Genomic DNA, 16,564 nt, shown 5'->3' with positions numbered 1-16,564 from the left:
CTGGCGGCCCTCGGCCTCGCCACCGCCCGGCCGGCCGTCCTCGCCCTGGTCCTGGCCCTGGGCGGAGTGATCGCGGCGGCGACGGCCGTGCGCCCGGAGCGGCGCCGGTTCGCCTCGTGGACGGCGGCGGCGCTGTTCCTCCTGGCGACCTGGGTGCGGCTCGCGGTCTGGGACGTGGAGACGCCTGAGGCGTACACGCTGCCGGTCACGGTGCCCGCGCTGGTGGTCGGCGCGCTGCGCAGGCGCCGCGACCCCGAGGCGTCGTCCTGGACGGCGTACGGCCCCGGTCTGGCGGCGACGCTGGTGCCGAGCCTCGTCGCGGCCTGGGCTGATCCGCACTGGACGCGTCCGCTGCTGCTGGGGGCGGCGGCCCTCGTGGTGACGCTGCTGGGCGCGCGGTTCCGGCTGCAGGCGCTGCTGGTCCTCGGCGGTTCGGTGCTGGCTCTGGACGCGTTGCACGAGCTGGCGCCGTACGTGGTCCAGGTCGTGGGTGCACTGCCCCGGTGGCTGCCGCCGGCACTGGCCGGTGTGCTGCTCCTGGCGGTGGGCGCGACGTACGAGCAGCGGCTGCGGGACGCGCGCCGACTGCGCGAGCGGCTGGGGCGGATGCGCTGACAGGACGGGGAACGCCGAAGGCCCGGAGACTCGAGGAGTCTCCGGGCCTTCGGTCCGGGTGGTGGGCGATACTGGGTTCGAACCAGTGACCTCTTCGGTGTGAACGAAGCGCTCTCCCACTGAGCTAATCGCCCGGGCGCACCGCAAACATTACCCCATGTCAGCGGCTGCCTCGGACCGTCGATAGGTCACTGGTCGATCTTCCACGGCATGACGAAGCCGAACTTCCAGAGGTAGATCCCGACCAGTACGGCGACGATCACCAGACCGACGGACGTGAGGATGATGTTGCGACGGCGGACCTTGGGGTCGAGAGCCCGCTGCGCGGCCTCGGTGACTTTCCGTTTCGTCCAGCGGAGCACCAGCTGGGCCCAGACGAACTCGGTCGCCCAGATCGCCATGCCGCCGAAGATCACCAGCCAGCCGGGGCCGGGCAACGGCAGCATCACGATGCCCGCGCCGACCACGGCGAGGCCCACGACGAAGACGCCGACCTGCCAGCTCAGATGCAGGGTCCGTCGGGCCTTGATGAACTCGGGGGCCCGGGATCCCAGCTCGGATTCACCGCCGGCCGCGGACTCCCCGGTGCGCTCGTCACTCTCCGCATTCATGGTCTCCAACTTACCGGACGGAGCGCCGTCACCGGAATGGCGGTATTACTCAAAGTTACACACCCCCATACGAGCTACCTGAACGACCACAAAACAGACAGAGGGGTTTACAACGGCACCGTAGGTGGCATGTCGATTTCGCCGACGTGCGAATCCCCGAGCGCACACTGAGCGAAAGGCCCTGGCGCTTATGAACACCACGGTCAGCTGCGAGCTGCACCTGCGCCTCGTTGTGTCGAGCGAGTCCTCACTGCCTGTACCCGCGGGCCTGCGGTATGACACGGCCGATCCGTATGCCGTGCACGCCACCTTCCACACCGGAGCCGAGGAGACGGTCGAGTGGGTCTTCGCCCGCGACCTTCTCGCCGAGGGGCTGCACCGGCCCACCGGCACCGGCGACGTCCGAGTCTGGCCGTCCCGCAGTCACGGTCAGGGCGTCGTCTGCATCGCGCTGAGTTCCCCCGAGGGCGAAGCCCTGCTCGAGGCCCCGGCGAGGGCCCTGGAGTCGTTCCTGAAGCGGACCGACGCCGCCGTGCCACCTGGCACCGAGCACCGGCACTTCGACCTCGACACGGAGCTCTCGCACATCCTGGCCGACAGCTGAGCCAGGCCGAGAGCCGCCCGGCGCCGTCCGACTCGGGGCGACGGCGCCGCGCGGACGATCCGATACGGCGGACATCGGCGTTCTTCCCGCGCAGCCGGCGCGGGAAGAACGCCGATGCCCTTTTTCCGGCGCCTCCCGGGCCCGCCCAGGGCGCGGGAGGCCCTTCGGTGCCCGGTTTCGGCCCCGTTCAGGGCCGCTTTCGGTCCGCCCCCGGCAACTCACGGCAGAGCCGCTAGAGTCAGCGCAATTCCGCGGGCGCCCGCCCGCAGCCGGCCAGGGAGCGAATCGTGCTGATCCCCCACGACACCCGGATCGCCCTCGACACCGTCGTCGATCTGGTGAACACCGCGCCGCAGAGCGACCGCGACGACGCGCTCGGGGACCTCCAGTCGCTGCACACCTTCGTGCGGGCCCACGACATCAGCGACGTGGGCGAGCTCGACGACCACGACCTGCGGGCCGTGCGGGAGGTCCGGGCGAAGTTCGCCGCCGTCTTCGCCGCCCCCGACGCCCGGATAGCGGCGACGCTGATCAACCAGCTGGTCGCGGCGGCGGGCACGACGCCGCAGCTCACCGACCACGACGGCTACGACTGGCACGTGCACTACTTCGCGCCGGGCGCGTCGGTCGCCGACCATCTCGGCGCCGACTGCGGCATGGCGCTGGCCTTCATCGTCGTGGCGGGCGAGCAGGAGCGGCTGCGGCGCTGCGAGGCCCCGGACTGCGGCCGGGCCTTCGTCGACCTCTCCCGCAACCGCTCCCGCCGCTACTGCGACAGCCGAACCTGCGGTAACCGGCTCCATGTGGCCGCGTACCGGGCGCGCCGCAAGGAGGCGGCCGACTGACCGGTCACCGGGCGGCGCCTCACAGCAGGAAGAGGTCGTGCACGGCGGCCGACAGCAGCAGACAGCCGATCACCGCGAGGAAGATCATCAGCGGCGGCTGGGAGAGCGCGAACAGGCATCCGCGCGGCTCTTCGGTGGGGGCGGGGGCATGATCCCGCGAGGTATCCAGCATCTCGGGGGCGATCATGGCGCAGCCCCGGCCGAGACGGCCCGCAACACGCCCCTCGCGGACGGCAGTTCATCAGATCCCGTGGACGCCCCGGCGGTCAGATCCCGTGTTTCTTCAGAATCGCCTCGATGTCGCTGAAGTCGTCCCCGCCCGCCGTGGCCTGCGGCTTCGGGGTCGTGCCACGCTGCCCCTGCCCGAGCGAGGGGGCGGAGGCGGCCGGCGCGACGGCGTCACGGCGCTCGCCCCTGCCGGTCTCCTTGCGACGCCCTGCCCTGCGCCGCTCGACGGCGCGCGTGGTCATGAAGAGCAGCCAGGCCACGCCCAGGACACCGAAACCGGCCCAGGCGGCCGGGCTGAAGGCCGTGTCGAAGGCCCACTGCACGGCCCCGGTCATGACCAGGCCGACGGGCACCAGCGCGTACGCGGCGATCCGCGCCGCGGCGAGGAAGCGCCTGCGGTACGCCGTGATCGCGGCGATGCCCAGCCCCGCCGCGGACACCGCGGAACAAATGGTCTCGGCAAGCATGCGATCCTCCTGGCCCAGGCGATACGTCCCTTCCATCCTGCACCGGTCGGGCCCGCGAGGGCCATGTTCCCGGGCCGACCTCAGGGAGATCTCCGGGTCGCCCCGGGGGTGACCTCCTCCCCAGGTCCCGGTTGGGACCCACCCCGCAGGACTGGGAGACTGCTGCCATGAGTGACTCCACCACCGCATCCTCCTCCCCCGTCGTCCTGGAGGCCTGGTTCGACCTCCAGTGCCCCGACTGCTTCCGGGCCCTCGACGACGTGCGCGCGCTGCGCGAGAAGTACGGCGACCGGATCGACGTACAGCTGCGGCACTTCCCGCTGGAGAAGCACAAGCACGCCTACGCCGCCGCCCAGGCCGCGGAGGAGGCGGCCGAGCAGGGCAAGGGCTGGGCGTACGTGGAGGCGCTGCTCGCCAGGACCGCGGATCTCGGCGAGCGCGGCGAGCCGGTGCTCTTGGAGATCGCGGCCGAACTGGGCCTGGACGCCGAGGAGTTCGACACGGCGCTGATCGACGGCCGGCATCTGTTGACCGTCGACGCCGACCAGGCGGAGGGCAAGGCGATCAAGGTGACCGGCACGCCGACCTATGTCGTGGCCGGCGAGCGCCTCGACGGTGGCAAGAGCCAGGACGGCCTGCGCGCACGCATCGAGGAGATCACCGACCGCCTGCTCGCCGCCTAGTCGGCCGGTCGCTGCCCGGTCGGCCGGGCGGCCGGTCGGCTAGAGGAGCGTCTTGTAGCTGTTGACGAAGGTCGTGCGGTAGCCGAGCGACTCGTAGAGCCGGATCGCCGGGGTGTTGCCCGCGAAGACATGGAGTCCGAGCAGTCGCTCCCCGGCGTCGAGCGCGACCCGTTCGGCGAGCAGCATCAGGGCCCGGCCGCAGCCCCGCCCCCGCTGCGCCTCGGCGACCTCGATGTCGTACACGAAGGCGCCCTGGACACCCGGTTCGAGCTCGATCCGTCCGGTCCACAGGAAGCCGGCCACCTCCCCGTCAAGTACGGCGACGTTGATCGCCGCACCGGGCGTGGCCAGCCCCTGCGGGAGATACGCACGGTGGCTGGCGTCCGCCTTGGCGCGCGCCTGGTCCTCCGGCACACCGCGGTCGATCCAGCTCCGCGCGAAACCGTCCTTGGCCTTCGCCTCCCACACCGTGAACTCCGCCTCGGTCATCGGGCGGACCTCGATGCCGGGCGGCAGTACGGGGGGCTCCCCCGGCAGCTCCTTGACCATGTTCCGGCTGCGTTCGGTGTAGCCGAGCGCGTCGGCCATCCTCAGCGCGGCCTCCGCCCCCGCCGGTACGGAGATCTGGACCTGGCCGCAGCCCCAGCCGCGCAGGACCTCCTCCGCCGCCAGCGCGGCGACCGTGCCACGACCGCGGCGACGGTCCTTCTCGTCGATGCCCAGCGCCTCGATCACACCGGATGCGGGGCCGAACCCGGGTGCGGTGGCGAGGCGGACCGAGCCGACGCGACGGCTGTTCACACAGACGTCGTAGGTGCGCGAACGGTCCCCGTCGGGAGTCTGCTGAAGCGGCCCGGCCGGCCGCAGGGTGGTGGTCATCACCGGTGTTGTACCCACGCCGCGGCCGTCCGTCATCCGGTTTTACAGACGCGGGTCCCTGTCGGCCGCCGCCCGCTCGTCGAAGATGCGCATGGCCTTGGCGGTCACCGGGCCGGGAACGCCGGCCGGCTCGCGCCCGTCGACCCGGTGCACGGCCTGGATGTCGCGGAGGGTGGAGGTCAGGAAGATCTCCTCGGCGCTCGCCAGGACGTCGAACGGAAGGTCGGTCTCCTCGGCACCGGTCCACTCCACGGCGAGGGCGCGGGTGATGCCGGCCAGACAACCGGAGGAGACGGGCGGGGTGTGGATCCGGCCGTCGAGGACCACGAAGACGTTGGAGCCGGTGCCCTCGCAGAGCTGCCCCACCGTGTTGGCGAACAGGGCCTCGGAAGCGCCCTGTTCGCGCGCCCTGGCGAGGGCGACGACGTTCTCGGCGTACGAGGTCGTCTTCAGGCCGGTCAGCGCGCCGCGCTCGTTGCGCGTCCAGGGGACCGTGATCACGGCGGTGGAGTCGGGGCGCCGACCGGTCTCCCCGAGCGCCACGACGAGGCTGGCGCCCGCGTCGCCGCGCTCGGAACCGAGGGGGGAGAGCCCTCCGGTGTACGTGATGCGCAGGCGCCCGAGCTCCATCGGGTTGGCCTCCAGAACGGCGGCGCAGGCGCGGCGGACCTCGTCGAGGTCGGGGTCGGGCAGGCCCAGCCCGCGCGCGGAGCGGGTGAGGCGCTCCAGGTGGAGGGTGAGGGCGAAGGTCTCGCCGCGCTCGGCCTTGACCGTTTCGAAGACGCCGTCGCCGACGGTCAGGCCGTGGTCCAGTACGGACACCCGGGCTTCTTCCGCGTCGTGCAGCCCGCCGTTGACCCAGAGTTTCATCGAGAAATGGCCTTTCCGCTCGCCTCGTACGTGCCCGACGCTACCGCCAGCAGTCGGGACGCCTTCAATTCGGTCTCCGCCCACTCGCGCTCCGGGTCGGACCCCCAGGTGATGCCCGCTCCGGTGCCGAAGCGGAGCACGCCCTCGGCACGGTCGATCCAGAAGGTGCGTATCCCGACGGCCAGCTCGGCGGTGCGACGGTCGGCGTCGACCCAGCCGACCCCGCCGCAGTACGGGCCGCGGGGGGCGGTCTCCAGGGCCTCGATGATCCGCAGCGCGCTGGACTTGGGGGCTCCGGTGACGGAGCCGGGCGGGAAGGTGGCGTCGAGGAGCTCCCGCCAGCCGGCGCTCTCCTGGAGCTCCCCGCGGACGGTGGAGACCAGGTGGACGAGGCCGGGGTGGGATTCGATCGCGCAGAGCTCGGGGACGGTGACCGAGCCGGAGGCGCAGACCCGGCCGAGGTCGTTCCGTACGAGATCCACGATCATCACGTTCTCGGCGTGGTCCTTCTCCAGAAGGTCCTCGGCGGTGCGTGCGGTGCCCTTGATGGGGCCGGACTCCACGGTGCTGCCCGCGCGGCGCAGATAGAGCTCGGGGGACGCGGTGGCGATCTCCACCCCGTGGGCGGGGAGGCGAATCGTTCCGGCGTAGGGAGCCGGATTGCCGCGCGCCAGGAGCGCGGTGAGGGCGTCGACGTCCGCCCCCGACGGGTCGGGCAGCGGCGCGGACATCACCCGGCAGAGGTTCGCCTGGTAGACCTCCCCCCGCGCGATGTGCTCACGGATCCGGCGGACGCCCTCGGTGTACGCGGCGCGGTCGAGCGAGGACGTCCAGTCACCGGCCGCGGGCCCGTGCCAGGCGCCCGGCACGGGCGCGGGGACGGGATCCTCCCGTACGTCCCCGAAGCGGGCGCAGGTCAGACGGCCCTCGAAGTCCGCGGAGACGGCCCAGAAGCCGGCGGAATCCAGGGCCTCGGGGTCACTGGTGACATCCCGCAGGTCGGTCGCGAGGAGGCCGCCGAAACGGGCCAGAGGAGCAAGGTCGTGCACGGTGCGAGTCTAGGGCGTCTCTTCCGGGTGAGGCCGGATCAGCGGGTGGCGCTTGGAGCGTGCGGGCCCAGGCGTCGACAGCCCTACAGGATCCGAAAGCCCTTGGGCGGGCGGGGGCGCGTGGAGGGGGCGTGCGGCGGACCGGCGGTCCCACCCCCGGGGCGGCTGCGAGCCACCTTCGGAACACGGTGAGTGAACACGGCGCGGCCCCTCCTCGGCGCGCTCCTCGGCGCTCCGCCCGGCGTCCGGCTCCGTACACAGCTCCGTGCGCAGCTCAGCACGCTGCGGAAACGCGTTTTTGTGCTGGCCCAGGAATCCGCTAGAGTTCAACACGTCGCCGGGACGCGCAAGCGGAACGGAAACGACAAGCGGACGTGGCTCAGTTGGTAGAGCATCACCTTGCCAAGGTGAGGGTCGCGAGTTCGAATCTCGTCGTCCGCTCGATGTGGGGGATCTTCCCGAACCCCCGTATTCACTCCTGGTGGAGTGGCCGAGAGGCGAGGCAACGGCCTGCAAAGCCGTCTACACGGGTTCAAATCCCGTCTCCACCTCCAAGGACGATTAGCTCAGCGGGAGAGCGCTTCCCTGACACGGAAGAGGTCACTGGTTCAATCCCAGTATCGTCCACTGATCCGTAAGGATCTGGTCCGCAAGGATCCCCGCGCGATTAGCTCAGCGGGAGAGCGCTTCCCTGACACGGAAGAGGTCACTGGTTCAATCCCAGTATCGCGCACGCAGTAACACCTGGTCCTGTAAGGTTTGGGACCGACCCGCGCGATTAGCTCAGCGGGAGAGCGCTTCCCTGACACGGAAGAGGTCACTGGTTCAATCCCAGTATCGCGCACGCATCGTACGAAGCCCCCGGCCGCCTCTCGCGGTCGGGGGCTTCTTCGTACCCGCTCGTCCTGGACGTCAGGAGGAGAAGAGCATCCGGCCGAAGCCGCGCTGGCGGTAGTGACCGCCCTGGTGTCCACCGTGGTGCGGGGCGCCCCAGGCGGGAGCGGCGGGGGCGGGCTGCGCCGGGTAGGCCGGCGGGGCGGGCGCGGGCGGCGCCTGCTGCACCCACTGGGACTCCAGCCGGGTCAGGGCCTCCAGCTCGCCGTAGTCCAGGAATATCCCACGGCAGCCGCTGCACTGCTCGATCTGAACGCCGTTGCGGTTGTACGTGTGCATCGCTGCATGGCACTTGGGACACTGCATGCTCGGCTCAACTCCCTGCCGTTCGAATGGAGGCTTCACCTTACGTGGACGCCGGCGGGGCCAAGTCGGTTCGGGACGAGCCTATTCGGGCACAGGTGTCGATCATCACTTCCTCCACCTCGTCGAGAGGGCGGCCCTCGGCGGTCGACTTGGCCAGGGCGAGCGCCGCGGTCTGTACGGTCAGGGCGCGGGCGGGGACGTCGAGTTGGCCCCAGGGGTCGACCGGGTCGACGGCGGGGCCCCCGGCCGCCAGGTAGGCCCCGAGGAAGCGTGACCAGACGTCCGGCGGCAGGATGCCGGCGGCGAACCAGGCGCCGGGCCGGGCCAGGTCCCAGGCGGGGTCGCCCAGACCGAGATCGTCCACGTCGATGAGGAGCCAGGGGGCGTCGGGGCGCTGGGGATCCCGTACGAGTTGACCGAGGTGGAAGTCGCCGTGGCAGAGCGACCGGAGGGCCCCGGCCGGCTTCTGCGGCAGCGTGCGCCAGGCGCGCAGAACCGTCTCGACGGCGGGACGGGGCGCGCCGGCCCTGCGCATCCGGTCGACGGCGAGCGCCGCCTTCACGGGGGCGCGCATGGGCGGGAGGGAGGGCACGGGCGGCGGGGTCCGGTGCAGCATCGCGAGGAGCCGAGCGGCGTCCTCCCAGGGTGCGGCATCGGGATCGGCGGGGTCGACGGGGGTGCCGTGGGGCCAGGCCGTGATGGGACGGTCGTCGACGGGGCCGACGAAGCCGACGCGGCGAGCGGACTGGCCGGGCTGGGTGAGCTGAGCGGGCTGGGCGGGCTGGGCGAGGGGCGGCAGAAGGATGCGGCGGAGCGCCGGATGCGCGGCGACCGCGATCCGCGCGCGGTGCTCCTCGTCGTCCGTGCCGGGGGCGTGCGCCTTGACGACGACCGGACCGTGGCGGACGACGGTGCCGTCGTCACGGTCGGCGAGGACGTCGTCGGGGCACAGGCACGGGCCGGGGACCGCGTGGGCGGCGTGGGCGGCGTGGGCCGCGTCGCGGGCGAGGGAGCGCAGCCGGTCGAGGTCGTGTGCGAGCACCCGTGGAGCGTACGCCGCGCCTCTCGCCGGCCGTGGCCGGGAGACCCTGCCGGAGGCCGTAGGTGAGTGGGGGGACGGAGCCGGGTGCCGGCTCGGTGGCGAGGATCGCCGGGAGCGTGAGGCGTGCGCCGAGGGTCGAGCCCCCTCGTCGGACGGGGGCGGAAAAGCGCGAGGGCCGGTCAGCTCCCCAGCTGACCGGCCGCACGCTGCCGTCCGCCGCACCCCCGTCCCCACGGGGTTGTTGGCCGGATGTCCCCGACCCGGGCCGCTCTCCCGGGTCCGAGGCGCCGCTCAGCGCCCCAGCATCACGCCCACGGACGACGCCTGTGTGACCACTGCGTCCCAGCCGCCGAAGACGACGACGAGCAGGGTCGCGAGAGGGAGGACCATGGCGGTCGCCACCAGCGGGTGGCGGCGGCCCGAAGAACGGGTGTTGATCCGCGATGCCGTGAACGCCATGGTTCCTCTCCTGTTCGTGTCGGCAGCGGCGGGTGTCTGACCTCGGGGGACGAGTGCTGCACCCGCCGCTTGACCTCAACACTAGGCACCGGGGCCCGCCCGGACGTCATGCCCGCGTACCGACTTGCGGGCCTCCCGGAGGATGACCCGCCCCCTCGCGGTGTACTCCCCTGGGTGGAGACACCTCCCTACGGCTGAGGGTCTTCCCGGAGGGGTACCGGCTGCTCGACCAGCGCGAGGACCCGGCTCGCCATGAAACGGGCCGTCCGGACGACCACTCCCGTACGCGTGACTTCGCTCACTTCGACCACCCCGCGCCGTACCGCCGTCTCCACCCTCCGGCCCGCCCGACTGGCCACCACTTCATAGGTCCGAGTCGTGTCCCCCGCGTCCACGACTATCTCCACACGATCACCCTTCATCGATCCAATCCCCCTTCTGCGACCGGATATTGGGAAATCCCGCGTTCCGGACGGCCGTCGTCGACGGCGCCCTGACCACCCCTCAAGTGTCCCCCTCAGCACTGACAATCGATCCGGGCGGGAGGGCGCGGCCTATGAGCACACCGGGGCGCCAATACGTAAGCTGTGCCACGTCGAACGGACGAGGGGACGGACATGGCGATGATGCGGCTCCGGCGCGAGGATCCGCGGATTGTCGGGGCGTTCCGGCTCCACCGCAGGCTGGGCGCCGGCGGGATGGGGGTCGTCTATCTCGGCTCCGACCGCCGCGGTCAGCGGGTCGCGCTGAAGGTGATCCGCCCCGACCTCGCCGAGGACCAGGAGTTCCGCTCCCGGTTCGCCCGCGAGGTGTCCGCCGCCCGGCGTATCCGCGGCGGCTGCACGGCCCGGCTGGTCGCCGCCGACCTCGACGCCGACCGCCCCTGGTTCGCCACCCAGTACGTGCCCGGCCCCTCGCTCCACGACCGGGTCGCCGAGGAGGGCCCCCTGCGGGCCGCCGACGTGGCCGCGATCGGGGCCGCGCTCTCCGAGGGCCTGGTCGCCGTCCACGAGGCCGGGGTCGTGCACCGGGACCTCAAGCCGTCGAACATCCTGCTCTCCCCCAAGGGCCCCCGGATCATCGACTTCGGCATCGCCTGGGCCACCGGCGCCAGCACCCTCACCCACGTGGGCACCGCCGTGGGCTCCCCCGGGTTCCTCGCCCCCGAGCAGGTACGGGGCGCGGCCGTCACCCCGGCCACCGACGTCTTCTCGCTCGGCGCCACCCTCGCGTACGCCGCCATGGCGGACTCCCCCTTCGGGCACGGCAGTTCGGAGGTCATGCTCTACCGCGTGGTGCACGAGGAGCCGCAGCTCCACGGCGTACCGGACGCCCTGGCCCCGCTAGTACGGGCCTGTCTGGCGAAGGACCCCGAGGAACGGCCCAGCACCCTGCAGCTGTCCATGCGGCTCAAGGAGATCGCCGCCCGCGAGGCGCAGGGCCTGCCCACGTCACGGCCCCCGGCGCAGCGGGATCGCACGGAACACACCACCGGGGCGGGCAGCCGGCCGACGGAGCGGTACACCGAACGCAGTACGCAGGGCCGTGCCGCCCAGGGCCCCCCCGCGCGTTCGGACGGCTCGCGTTCGGACGGCCCGCGTTCGGACGGCTCCCGGACGGGCGGATCGCGGACGAACGGCCGCCAGTCGGCGCCCCCGTCGCGACCGAACGGTCGCCCCGCGCCCTCGTCCCGGCCGGGAGCAGCCCGTACCACTTCCACCGGCCGCAGGCCCGCCAACCCGCGCCTGCTGCGCCAGCGGCTCTTCGTCTTCGTCGTGGTGACGCTGGTGGTCGCCCTGGGCATCGCGGCCGCCCAGGCCCTCCAGGGCTAGTCCTAGCCAGTCCTCGCCAGTCCTCGCCAGTCGTCGTCGGTCGCCGTCGGTCCTCGTCAGTCCTGGGGGCGGCCGCTCGCCACCGCGTAGAAGGCGACCGCCGCCGCCGCTCCCACGTTGAGCGAGTCGACGCCGTGGGCCATCGGGATGCGCACCCACTCGTCGGCGGCGCGCAGCGCCTGCGTCGACAGGCCGTCGCCCTCGGCGCCGAGCATCAGCGCCGCACGCTCCAGCCGGTGCGGAGCCGCCACGTCGATCGGCGAGGCCTTCTCGTCAGGCGTGAGCGCCAGGAGCTTGAAACCCGCCTCCCGCACCGCCTCCAGGCCACGGGGCCAGGTCTCCAGCCGGGCGTACGGGACCGAGAACACCGCGCCCATGGAGACCTTCACCGACCGGCGGTACAACGGATCCGCACAGTCCGGGGAGAGCAGCACCGCGTCCATGCCGAGCGCCGCGGCGCTGCGGAAGATCGCACCGATGTTGGTGTGGTCGTTGACCGACTCCATGACGGCGACCCGACGGGCACCGCGCAGGAGCTCCTCGGCGGTCGGCAGAGGCTTGCGCTGCATCGACGCGAGGGCCCCGCGGTGCACGTGGTAGCCCGTCACACGCTCGGCGAGGTCCGGCTGCACCGCGTACACGGGCGCCGGGACCTCGTCGATGACATCGCGCATGACATCGACCCACTTGGCGGAGAGCAGCATCGACCGCATCTCGTAACCCGCCTGCCGCGCCCGGCGGATGACCTTCTCCCCCTCGGCGATGAACAGCCCCTCGGCGGGCTCGCGTCTGCGGCGCAGCTCCACATCGGTCAGGCCGGTGTAGTCGCGCAGGCGCGGGTCGTCGGGGTCGTCGATGGTGATGAGTTCGGCCACGAGGTGATACTGCCTTGTCCGGGGTGTGGTGCCAATGTGTACGGCGGTGCGGGGCGGGTTCTGTTACCGCTGGTTACTTCACGAGCTTCTCGGGGCCCTCGCCCACCACGTCGCCGATCACGATGACGGCCGGCGGACGCACCTCCTGCGCCTTGACCGTCTCCGCGACCGTTGCCAGCGTCGCGTCCACGCGGCGCTGAGTGGCCGTGGTGCCCTCCTGGACGAGGGCGAGCGGCGTCTCCGGGTCCTTGCCGTGGGCGATCAGCGCCTCGGCGATCTTCCCGATCTTGTCCACGCCCATGAGGATCACGAGCGTGCCGGTGAGCTTGGCGAGCGACGCCCAGTCGACGAGGGAACGCGGGTCGTCGGGCGCCACATGACCGCTGACGACCGTGAACTCGTGGGCCACCCCACGGTGGGTGACCGGGATACCGGCCGCGCCCGGAACCGAGATCGAGCTGGAGATGCCCGGGACGACCGTGCAGGTGATGCCCTCGGCGGCGAGCGCCTGAGCCTCCTCCATGCCCCGGCCGAAGACGAACGGGTCGCCGCCCTTGAGGCGCACGACCGACCTGCCGGCCTTCGCATGCTCGATGAGAGCGTTGTTGATGGCCTCCTGGGCCATGAAGCGGCCGTACGGGATCTTCGCCGCGTCGATCACCTCGACGTGCGGGGGTAGTTCGTTGAGCAGGTCACGCGGGCCGAGCCGGTCGGCGATGACCACGTCGGCCTCGGCCAGCAGCCGACGGCCGCGGACGGTGATCAGATCCGGGTCGCCGGGGCCGCCGCCGACCAGCGCGACAAAGGGGGTACGGGAACGGTGCTGCGGGGCCGCGATCGAACCGTCCCGCAGGCCCTCGACGATGGCGTCGCGCACGGCGGCGGAACGACGGGGGTCGTGGCCGGTGAGCACGGCGACGGTCACGCCCTCGCTGCGGCCGGTCGCCGGGGTCCAGGCGGTGGCCGCCTCGGCGTCGTCCGCTCGCACGCACCAGGTCTTCGTCCGGTCGGCCTCCGCGGAAGCCGCGGCGTTGGCCACGGGGTCGCTGGTGGCGACGAGCGCGTACCAGGCGTCGGCGATGTCCCCGTCCTCGTAACGGCGCTTGACCCAGGTGATCTCACCGGCCTCCGCCATGGCCTCGACGGACGGGGTCGCGGAGGGGGAGATCAGGGTGACGTCGGCGCCGGCCGCGATCAGGGCGGGGAGCCGGCGCTGGGCGACCTGGCCGCCGCCGAAGACGACGACGCGGCGGCCGGAGAGGCGCAGTCCGACAGGGTAGGCGGGGTGCTCGGCGTGCTCGGCCATGGGCGTGCGGCTCCTCGGAGGGGCGGAGTGGCGGGGCCGCTGCGGCGGTGAAGCGGCTGGTGGGGCGCGGTTTCCTTGACGTGGACCCACGATATCGGTCACCGGGGGTGGGCGGCCTGTGACCCATGTCCCTACAGGGCGGGGCGGGGCGCGGTGGGCTGGCTGGCGGGGCGGGCCCGGCCGGGGGCGGTGCCCGGCGAGGGGGCGGTGCCGCGGTGGCCGTTCCGGTGGCCGCATTCGGGACTGCATGATTTACGGCGCCTGCGGGCTCTTCACAACGTGAGCGTCCCTCGTGCGCCACAAATCACGCTCTACGTCCCGAACACGGCCCCCTCCACGTCCCCCGCTCCCGTCGCGCGGTGGAGTCGCTCGCACCGGCGGACGGCAAGCCTCGGAACTCGCGCGGCAGCGGGGTGAGACGCGGTCCGGACGGACCGCGCCGGAGGTCCCGCTACTTCTCCGTCACGCCCGCCGAGTCGAACGTCGCCACCTCGTGCATCGCGCGGGCCGCGCTCTGGACGATCGGGAGGGCCAGGAGCGCGCCCGTTCCCTCGCCGAGACGGAGGTCGAGGTCGACCAGGGGGCGAAGACCCAGCTTGTTGAGGGCCGCCACGTGGCCCGGCTCCGCGCTGCGGTGACCCGCGATGCACGCCGCCAGGGACTCGGGAGCGATCGCCCGGGCCACCAGCGCCGCCGCGCCCGTGGAGACGCCGTCCAGGACGACCGGCGTCCGCAGGGACGCCGCGCCGAGGATCAGGCCGACGAGCGCCGCGTGCTCCAGGCCGCCGATGGCCGCGAGGACACCGATCGGGTCCGCCGGGTCGGGCTTGTGGAGGTCGAGGGCGCGGCGGACCACGTCCACCTTCCGCGCGTGCATCTCGTCGTTGATGCCGGTGCCTCGCCCGGTCACCTCGACCGGGTCGACACCGGTGTAGACAGAGATCAGCGCGGCGGACGCGGTCGTGTTCGCGATACCCATCTCACCGGTCAGCAGCGCCTTGTTGCCGGCTGCCACGAGATCCCGGGCGGTCTCGATGCCGACCTCGATCGCGGCGAGGACCTCGTCCCGGGTCATGGCGAGACCGGTGGTGAAGTCGCCCGTGCCGGGGCGGACCTTGCGGGGCAGCAGCCCCGGGGTGGCCGGAAGATCGGAGGCGACTCCGACGTCGATGACGCAGACCTCGGCGCCGACCTGGTTCGCGAAGGCGTTGCAGACGGCTCCTCCGCCGAGGAAGTTCGCGACCATCTGGCCGGTGACCTCCTGCGGCCAGGCGGTGACACCCTGGGCGTGCACCCCGTGGTCACCGGCGAAGATCGCGACGGCCGCGGGCTCCGGGATCGGCGGCGGGCACATCCGGGAGAGCCCGGAGAGCTGGGCCGAGATGATCTCCAGCATGCCCAGCGCGCCGGCCGGCTTGGTCATCCGCTTCTGGCGCTCCCACGCCTCGCCGAGCGCCTTGGCGTCCAGCGGGCGGATGTTGGAGACGGTCTCCTGGAGCAGGTCGTGCGGCTCCTCGCCGGGCAGGGCACGGCGGCCGTACGTCTCCTCATGGACGACCCAGGACAGCGGGCGGCGCTTGGACCAGCCCGCCTGCATCAGCTCGGGCTCCTCGGGGAACTCGTCGACGTAACCCACGCAGAGGTACGCGACGACTTCGAGGTGCTCGGGCAGACCGAGGGCGCGGACCATCTCGCGTTCGTCGAAGAAGCTGACCCAGCCGACGCCGAGGCCCTCGGCACGGGCGGCGAGCCAGAGGTTCTCGACGGCCAGGGCCGAGGAGTAAGGCGCCATCTGCGGCTGCGTGTAGCGGCCCAGGGTGTGCCGGCCACCGCGCGTGGGGTCGGCGGTGACGACGATGTTGACCGGAGTGTCGAGGATGGCCTCGATCTTCAGTTCCTTGAACTGCTTCGCCCTGGCCTTCGGAAGCGACTTGGCGTACGCCTCGCGCTGGCGCTGGGCGAGCTCGTGCATGCTCCGGCGGGTCTCGGCGGAGCGGATCACGACGAAGTCCCACGGCTGCGAGTGGCCGACGCTGGGGGCCGTGTGGGCGGCCTCCAGGACGCGGAGCAGCACCTCGTGCGGGATGGGGTCGGAACGGAAGCCGTTGCGGATGTCGCGGCGCTCGCGCATCACGCGCAGCACGGCCTCGCGCTCCGCGTCGTCGTAGCCGGGTGCCGGAGGATTGACTGCGTCTGCCTCTGCGTCTGCCTCTGCCGGTGCCTCTGCCGGTGCCTCGGCCGGTGCCTCGGCCGGGGCTTCTACTTCTGCCGGGGCTTCAGTCTCTGCCTCGGCCGGGGCTTCTGCTTGTGCCGGGGCTTCTGCTTCTGCCTCGGGTTCCGCTTCGGCGTCGGCCGGGGCTTCTGCCTCGGGTTCCGCCTCGGTCGGGGCCTCCGGCTCAACCTCCGCGGGTGCCTCGGCCATCGGCTGCTCGGCAACCGGCTCGACAACGGCCTCGGGCTGGGAGACGACGGCCTCGGCCTCGGGCTGCGCCTGCTCCGGCGTCTGGACGGCGACGGTCTCGGGCTCGGCAGGGGCCTCGACCACGGTGGCCACGGCCTCCGGCTCCGACTCCGTGGCTTCCACGGCGACAGCCTCGACGAGCGGCTCGGGTTCGGCCTCGGCCACCGGCNNGACGGGCTCGACGGCCTGGACCGGCTCCGCCACGGGCGCGACCGGCTCCTGGACCTGGGCGGGCTCTTCGACCGCCTCGGCCACCGGCGTCGGCGCCAGGTGCGGGGTCGTCGGAACCGTGCCCTCGACCTGGACGAACTGGCCGACCGTTTCTGCCGGGGCGGCCTGCGGCGCCGCGGGCATCGGAGGCTGCGGGTCCCACGGCACGGCGCCCTGCGGGGGGATGTCCCCGAGCTGCGGACCCACCGATGCGGGCTGTTCCTGCGGGATGTCGAGGTACTCGGGGCCGGTCGTCGGCGGGCCCTGCACAGGGGTCGGCATCGGGGCCGGCGCCGCGGCGGCGACGGTGGCCGGGGCAGGGGCGGGT

Annotated in this window: 18 protein-coding genes and 6 tRNA genes; 10 read left to right on the top strand and 14 right to left on the bottom strand. The window is 72.5% G+C overall.

What is annotated here, in order from left to right; genetic code table 11:
• On the top strand, nt 1-615 hold a 615-nt coding region (locus J7E93_RS34615; protein ID WP_374105472.1), incomplete at its 5' end, for an SCO7613 C-terminal domain-containing membrane protein.
• A 59-nt stretch (nt 616-674) separates the two neighbouring features.
• Here the strand turns inward: J7E93_RS34615 and J7E93_RS34610 are convergent.
• Nucleotides 675-749 (bottom strand) — tRNA-Val (locus tag J7E93_RS34610).
• A 54-nt stretch (nt 750-803) separates the two neighbouring features.
• Nucleotides 804-1,226: a TIGR02611 family protein gene (locus J7E93_RS34605; RefSeq protein ID WP_215074001.1), complete on the bottom strand. Its 423-nt coding sequence runs from the start codon at nt 1,224-1,226 to the stop codon at nt 804-806.
• 190 nt (nt 1,227-1,416) lie between these two features.
• Here J7E93_RS34605 and J7E93_RS34600 point away from each other — a divergent pair, with 190 nt between their 5' ends.
• The gene (locus J7E93_RS34600; RefSeq protein WP_015032345.1) at nt 1,417-1,830 is read left to right on the top strand and encodes an SsgA family sporulation/cell division regulator; all 414 of its coding nucleotides are present in this window, start codon (nt 1,417-1,419) and stop codon (nt 1,828-1,830) included.
• A 287-nt stretch (nt 1,831-2,117) separates the two neighbouring features.
• Nucleotides 2,118-2,675 (top strand): CGNR zinc finger domain-containing protein, encoded by a 558-nt coding sequence (locus tag J7E93_RS34595; RefSeq protein ID WP_215074000.1) that lies wholly within the window; start codon nt 2,118-2,120, stop codon nt 2,673-2,675.
• A 19-nt stretch (nt 2,676-2,694) separates the two neighbouring features.
• Here the strand turns inward: J7E93_RS34595 and J7E93_RS34590 are convergent, their stop codons facing one another.
• On the bottom strand, nt 2,695-2,862 hold the full coding sequence (locus J7E93_RS34590; RefSeq protein WP_215074003.1) for a hypothetical protein: 168 nt from the start codon (nt 2,860-2,862) through the stop codon (nt 2,695-2,697).
• A 79-nt stretch (nt 2,863-2,941) separates the two neighbouring features.
• Nucleotides 2,942-3,370 (bottom strand): hypothetical protein, encoded by a 429-nt coding sequence (locus tag J7E93_RS34585; RefSeq protein ID WP_215073999.1) that lies wholly within the window; start codon nt 3,368-3,370, stop codon nt 2,942-2,944.
• A 167-nt stretch (nt 3,371-3,537) separates the two neighbouring features.
• Between J7E93_RS34585 and J7E93_RS34580 the strand changes: the two genes are divergently transcribed.
• Entirely contained in the window at nt 3,538-4,053 is a 516-nt protein-coding gene (locus J7E93_RS34580) for a DsbA family protein (RefSeq protein WP_215073998.1), read from the top strand.
• Between the two features lie 39 nt (nt 4,054-4,092).
• Here the strand turns inward: J7E93_RS34580 and J7E93_RS34575 are convergent, their stop codons facing one another.
• From J7E93_RS34575 to J7E93_RS34565, 3 genes are read right to left on the bottom strand one after another with little or no spacing between them, the layout of a single operon-like run.
• Nucleotides 4,093-4,932, bottom strand: a complete 840-nt coding sequence (locus J7E93_RS34575; protein WP_215073997.1) for a GNAT family N-acetyltransferase — start codon at nt 4,930-4,932, stop codon at nt 4,093-4,095.
• Between the two features lie 42 nt (nt 4,933-4,974).
• The gene (locus J7E93_RS34570) at nt 4,975-5,802 is read right to left on the bottom strand and encodes an aminotransferase class IV (RefSeq protein WP_215073996.1); all 828 of its coding nucleotides are present in this window, start codon (nt 5,800-5,802) and stop codon (nt 4,975-4,977) included.
• Nucleotides 5,799-6,851, bottom strand: a complete 1,053-nt coding sequence (locus J7E93_RS34565; protein ID WP_215073995.1) for a chorismate-binding protein — start codon at nt 6,849-6,851, stop codon at nt 5,799-5,801. Before J7E93_RS34565 ends, J7E93_RS34570 begins: the two co-directional genes overlap by 4 nt.
• Nucleotides 6,852-7,219: 368 nt before the next feature.
• Between J7E93_RS34565 and J7E93_RS34560 the strand changes: the two genes are divergently transcribed.
• The 5 genes from J7E93_RS34560 to J7E93_RS34540 all read left to right on the top strand — a co-directional run bounded on the left by J7E93_RS34560 (nt 7,220) and on the right by J7E93_RS34540 (nt 7,695).
• A tRNA-Gly gene (locus J7E93_RS34560) sits at nt 7,220-7,292 on the top strand.
• A gap of 39 nt (nt 7,293-7,331) precedes the next feature.
• Nucleotides 7,332-7,405, top strand: a tRNA-Cys gene (locus J7E93_RS34555).
• Nucleotide 7,406: 1 nt separating this feature from the next.
• Nucleotides 7,407-7,478 (top strand) — tRNA-Val (locus J7E93_RS34550).
• Nucleotides 7,479-7,512: 34 nt separating this feature from the next.
• Nucleotides 7,513-7,584 (top strand) — tRNA-Val (locus tag J7E93_RS34545).
• A gap of 39 nt (nt 7,585-7,623) precedes the next feature.
• A tRNA-Val gene (locus tag J7E93_RS34540) sits at nt 7,624-7,695 on the top strand.
• Between the two features lie 68 nt (nt 7,696-7,763).
• Here the strand turns inward: J7E93_RS34540 and J7E93_RS34535 are convergent.
• The 4 genes from J7E93_RS34535 to J7E93_RS37630 form a co-directional block, all read right to left on the bottom strand.
• Entirely contained in the window at nt 7,764-8,051 is a 288-nt protein-coding gene (locus tag J7E93_RS34535; protein ID WP_215073994.1) for a zf-TFIIB domain-containing protein, read from the bottom strand.
• 40 nt (nt 8,052-8,091) lie between these two features.
• Nucleotides 8,092-9,093, bottom strand: a complete 1,002-nt coding sequence (locus J7E93_RS34530) for a phosphotransferase (protein ID WP_308368900.1) — start codon at nt 9,091-9,093, stop codon at nt 8,092-8,094.
• 291 nt (nt 9,094-9,384) lie between these two features.
• Nucleotides 9,385-9,552 carry a hypothetical protein gene (locus tag J7E93_RS34525; RefSeq protein ID WP_215073993.1) on the bottom strand — a complete coding sequence of 56 codons (168 nt, stop codon included), beginning with the start codon at nt 9,550-9,552 and terminating at the stop codon, nt 9,385-9,387.
• A 188-nt stretch (nt 9,553-9,740) separates the two neighbouring features.
• Complete coding sequence (locus J7E93_RS37630; protein WP_251067514.1) at nt 9,741-9,974, bottom strand: hypothetical protein; 234 nt, start codon at nt 9,972-9,974, stop codon at nt 9,741-9,743.
• Between the two features lie 195 nt (nt 9,975-10,169).
• On the opposite strand from J7E93_RS37630, the gene J7E93_RS34520 reads away from it, so the two are divergent.
• Nucleotides 10,170-11,384: a serine/threonine-protein kinase gene (locus tag J7E93_RS34520; RefSeq protein WP_215073992.1), complete on the top strand. Its 1,215-nt coding sequence runs from the start codon at nt 10,170-10,172 to the stop codon at nt 11,382-11,384.
• Between the two features lie 56 nt (nt 11,385-11,440).
• On the opposite strand, the gene J7E93_RS34515 is transcribed toward J7E93_RS34520, so the two are convergent.
• The 3 genes from J7E93_RS34515 to cobT all read right to left on the bottom strand — a co-directional run.
• Entirely contained in the window at nt 11,441-12,259 is an 819-nt protein-coding gene (locus J7E93_RS34515; protein WP_215073991.1) for an RNA methyltransferase, read from the bottom strand.
• 73 nt (nt 12,260-12,332) lie between these two features.
• The gene (gene cobA, locus J7E93_RS34510; RefSeq protein WP_215073990.1) at nt 12,333-13,565 is read right to left on the bottom strand and encodes a uroporphyrinogen-III C-methyltransferase; all 1,233 of its coding nucleotides are present in this window, start codon (nt 13,563-13,565) and stop codon (nt 12,333-12,335) included.
• Nucleotides 13,566-14,016: 451 nt separating this feature from the next.
• Nucleotides 14,017-16,564, bottom strand: a 2,548-nt coding sequence (gene cobT, locus J7E93_RS34505; RefSeq protein WP_251067513.1) for a nicotinate-nucleotide--dimethylbenzimidazole phosphoribosyltransferase, incomplete at its 5' end; no start/stop codon positions are given.

Origin of the sequence: Streptomyces sp. ISL-36 (assembly GCF_018614205.1) — a bacterium.
In the GTDB taxonomy this organism is placed as follows: domain Bacteria; phylum Actinomycetota; class Actinomycetes; order Streptomycetales; family Streptomycetaceae; genus Streptomyces.
The sequence above is the reverse complement of the archived record's forward strand: the minus strand, read 5'-3'. Positions and strand labels throughout refer to the sequence as shown.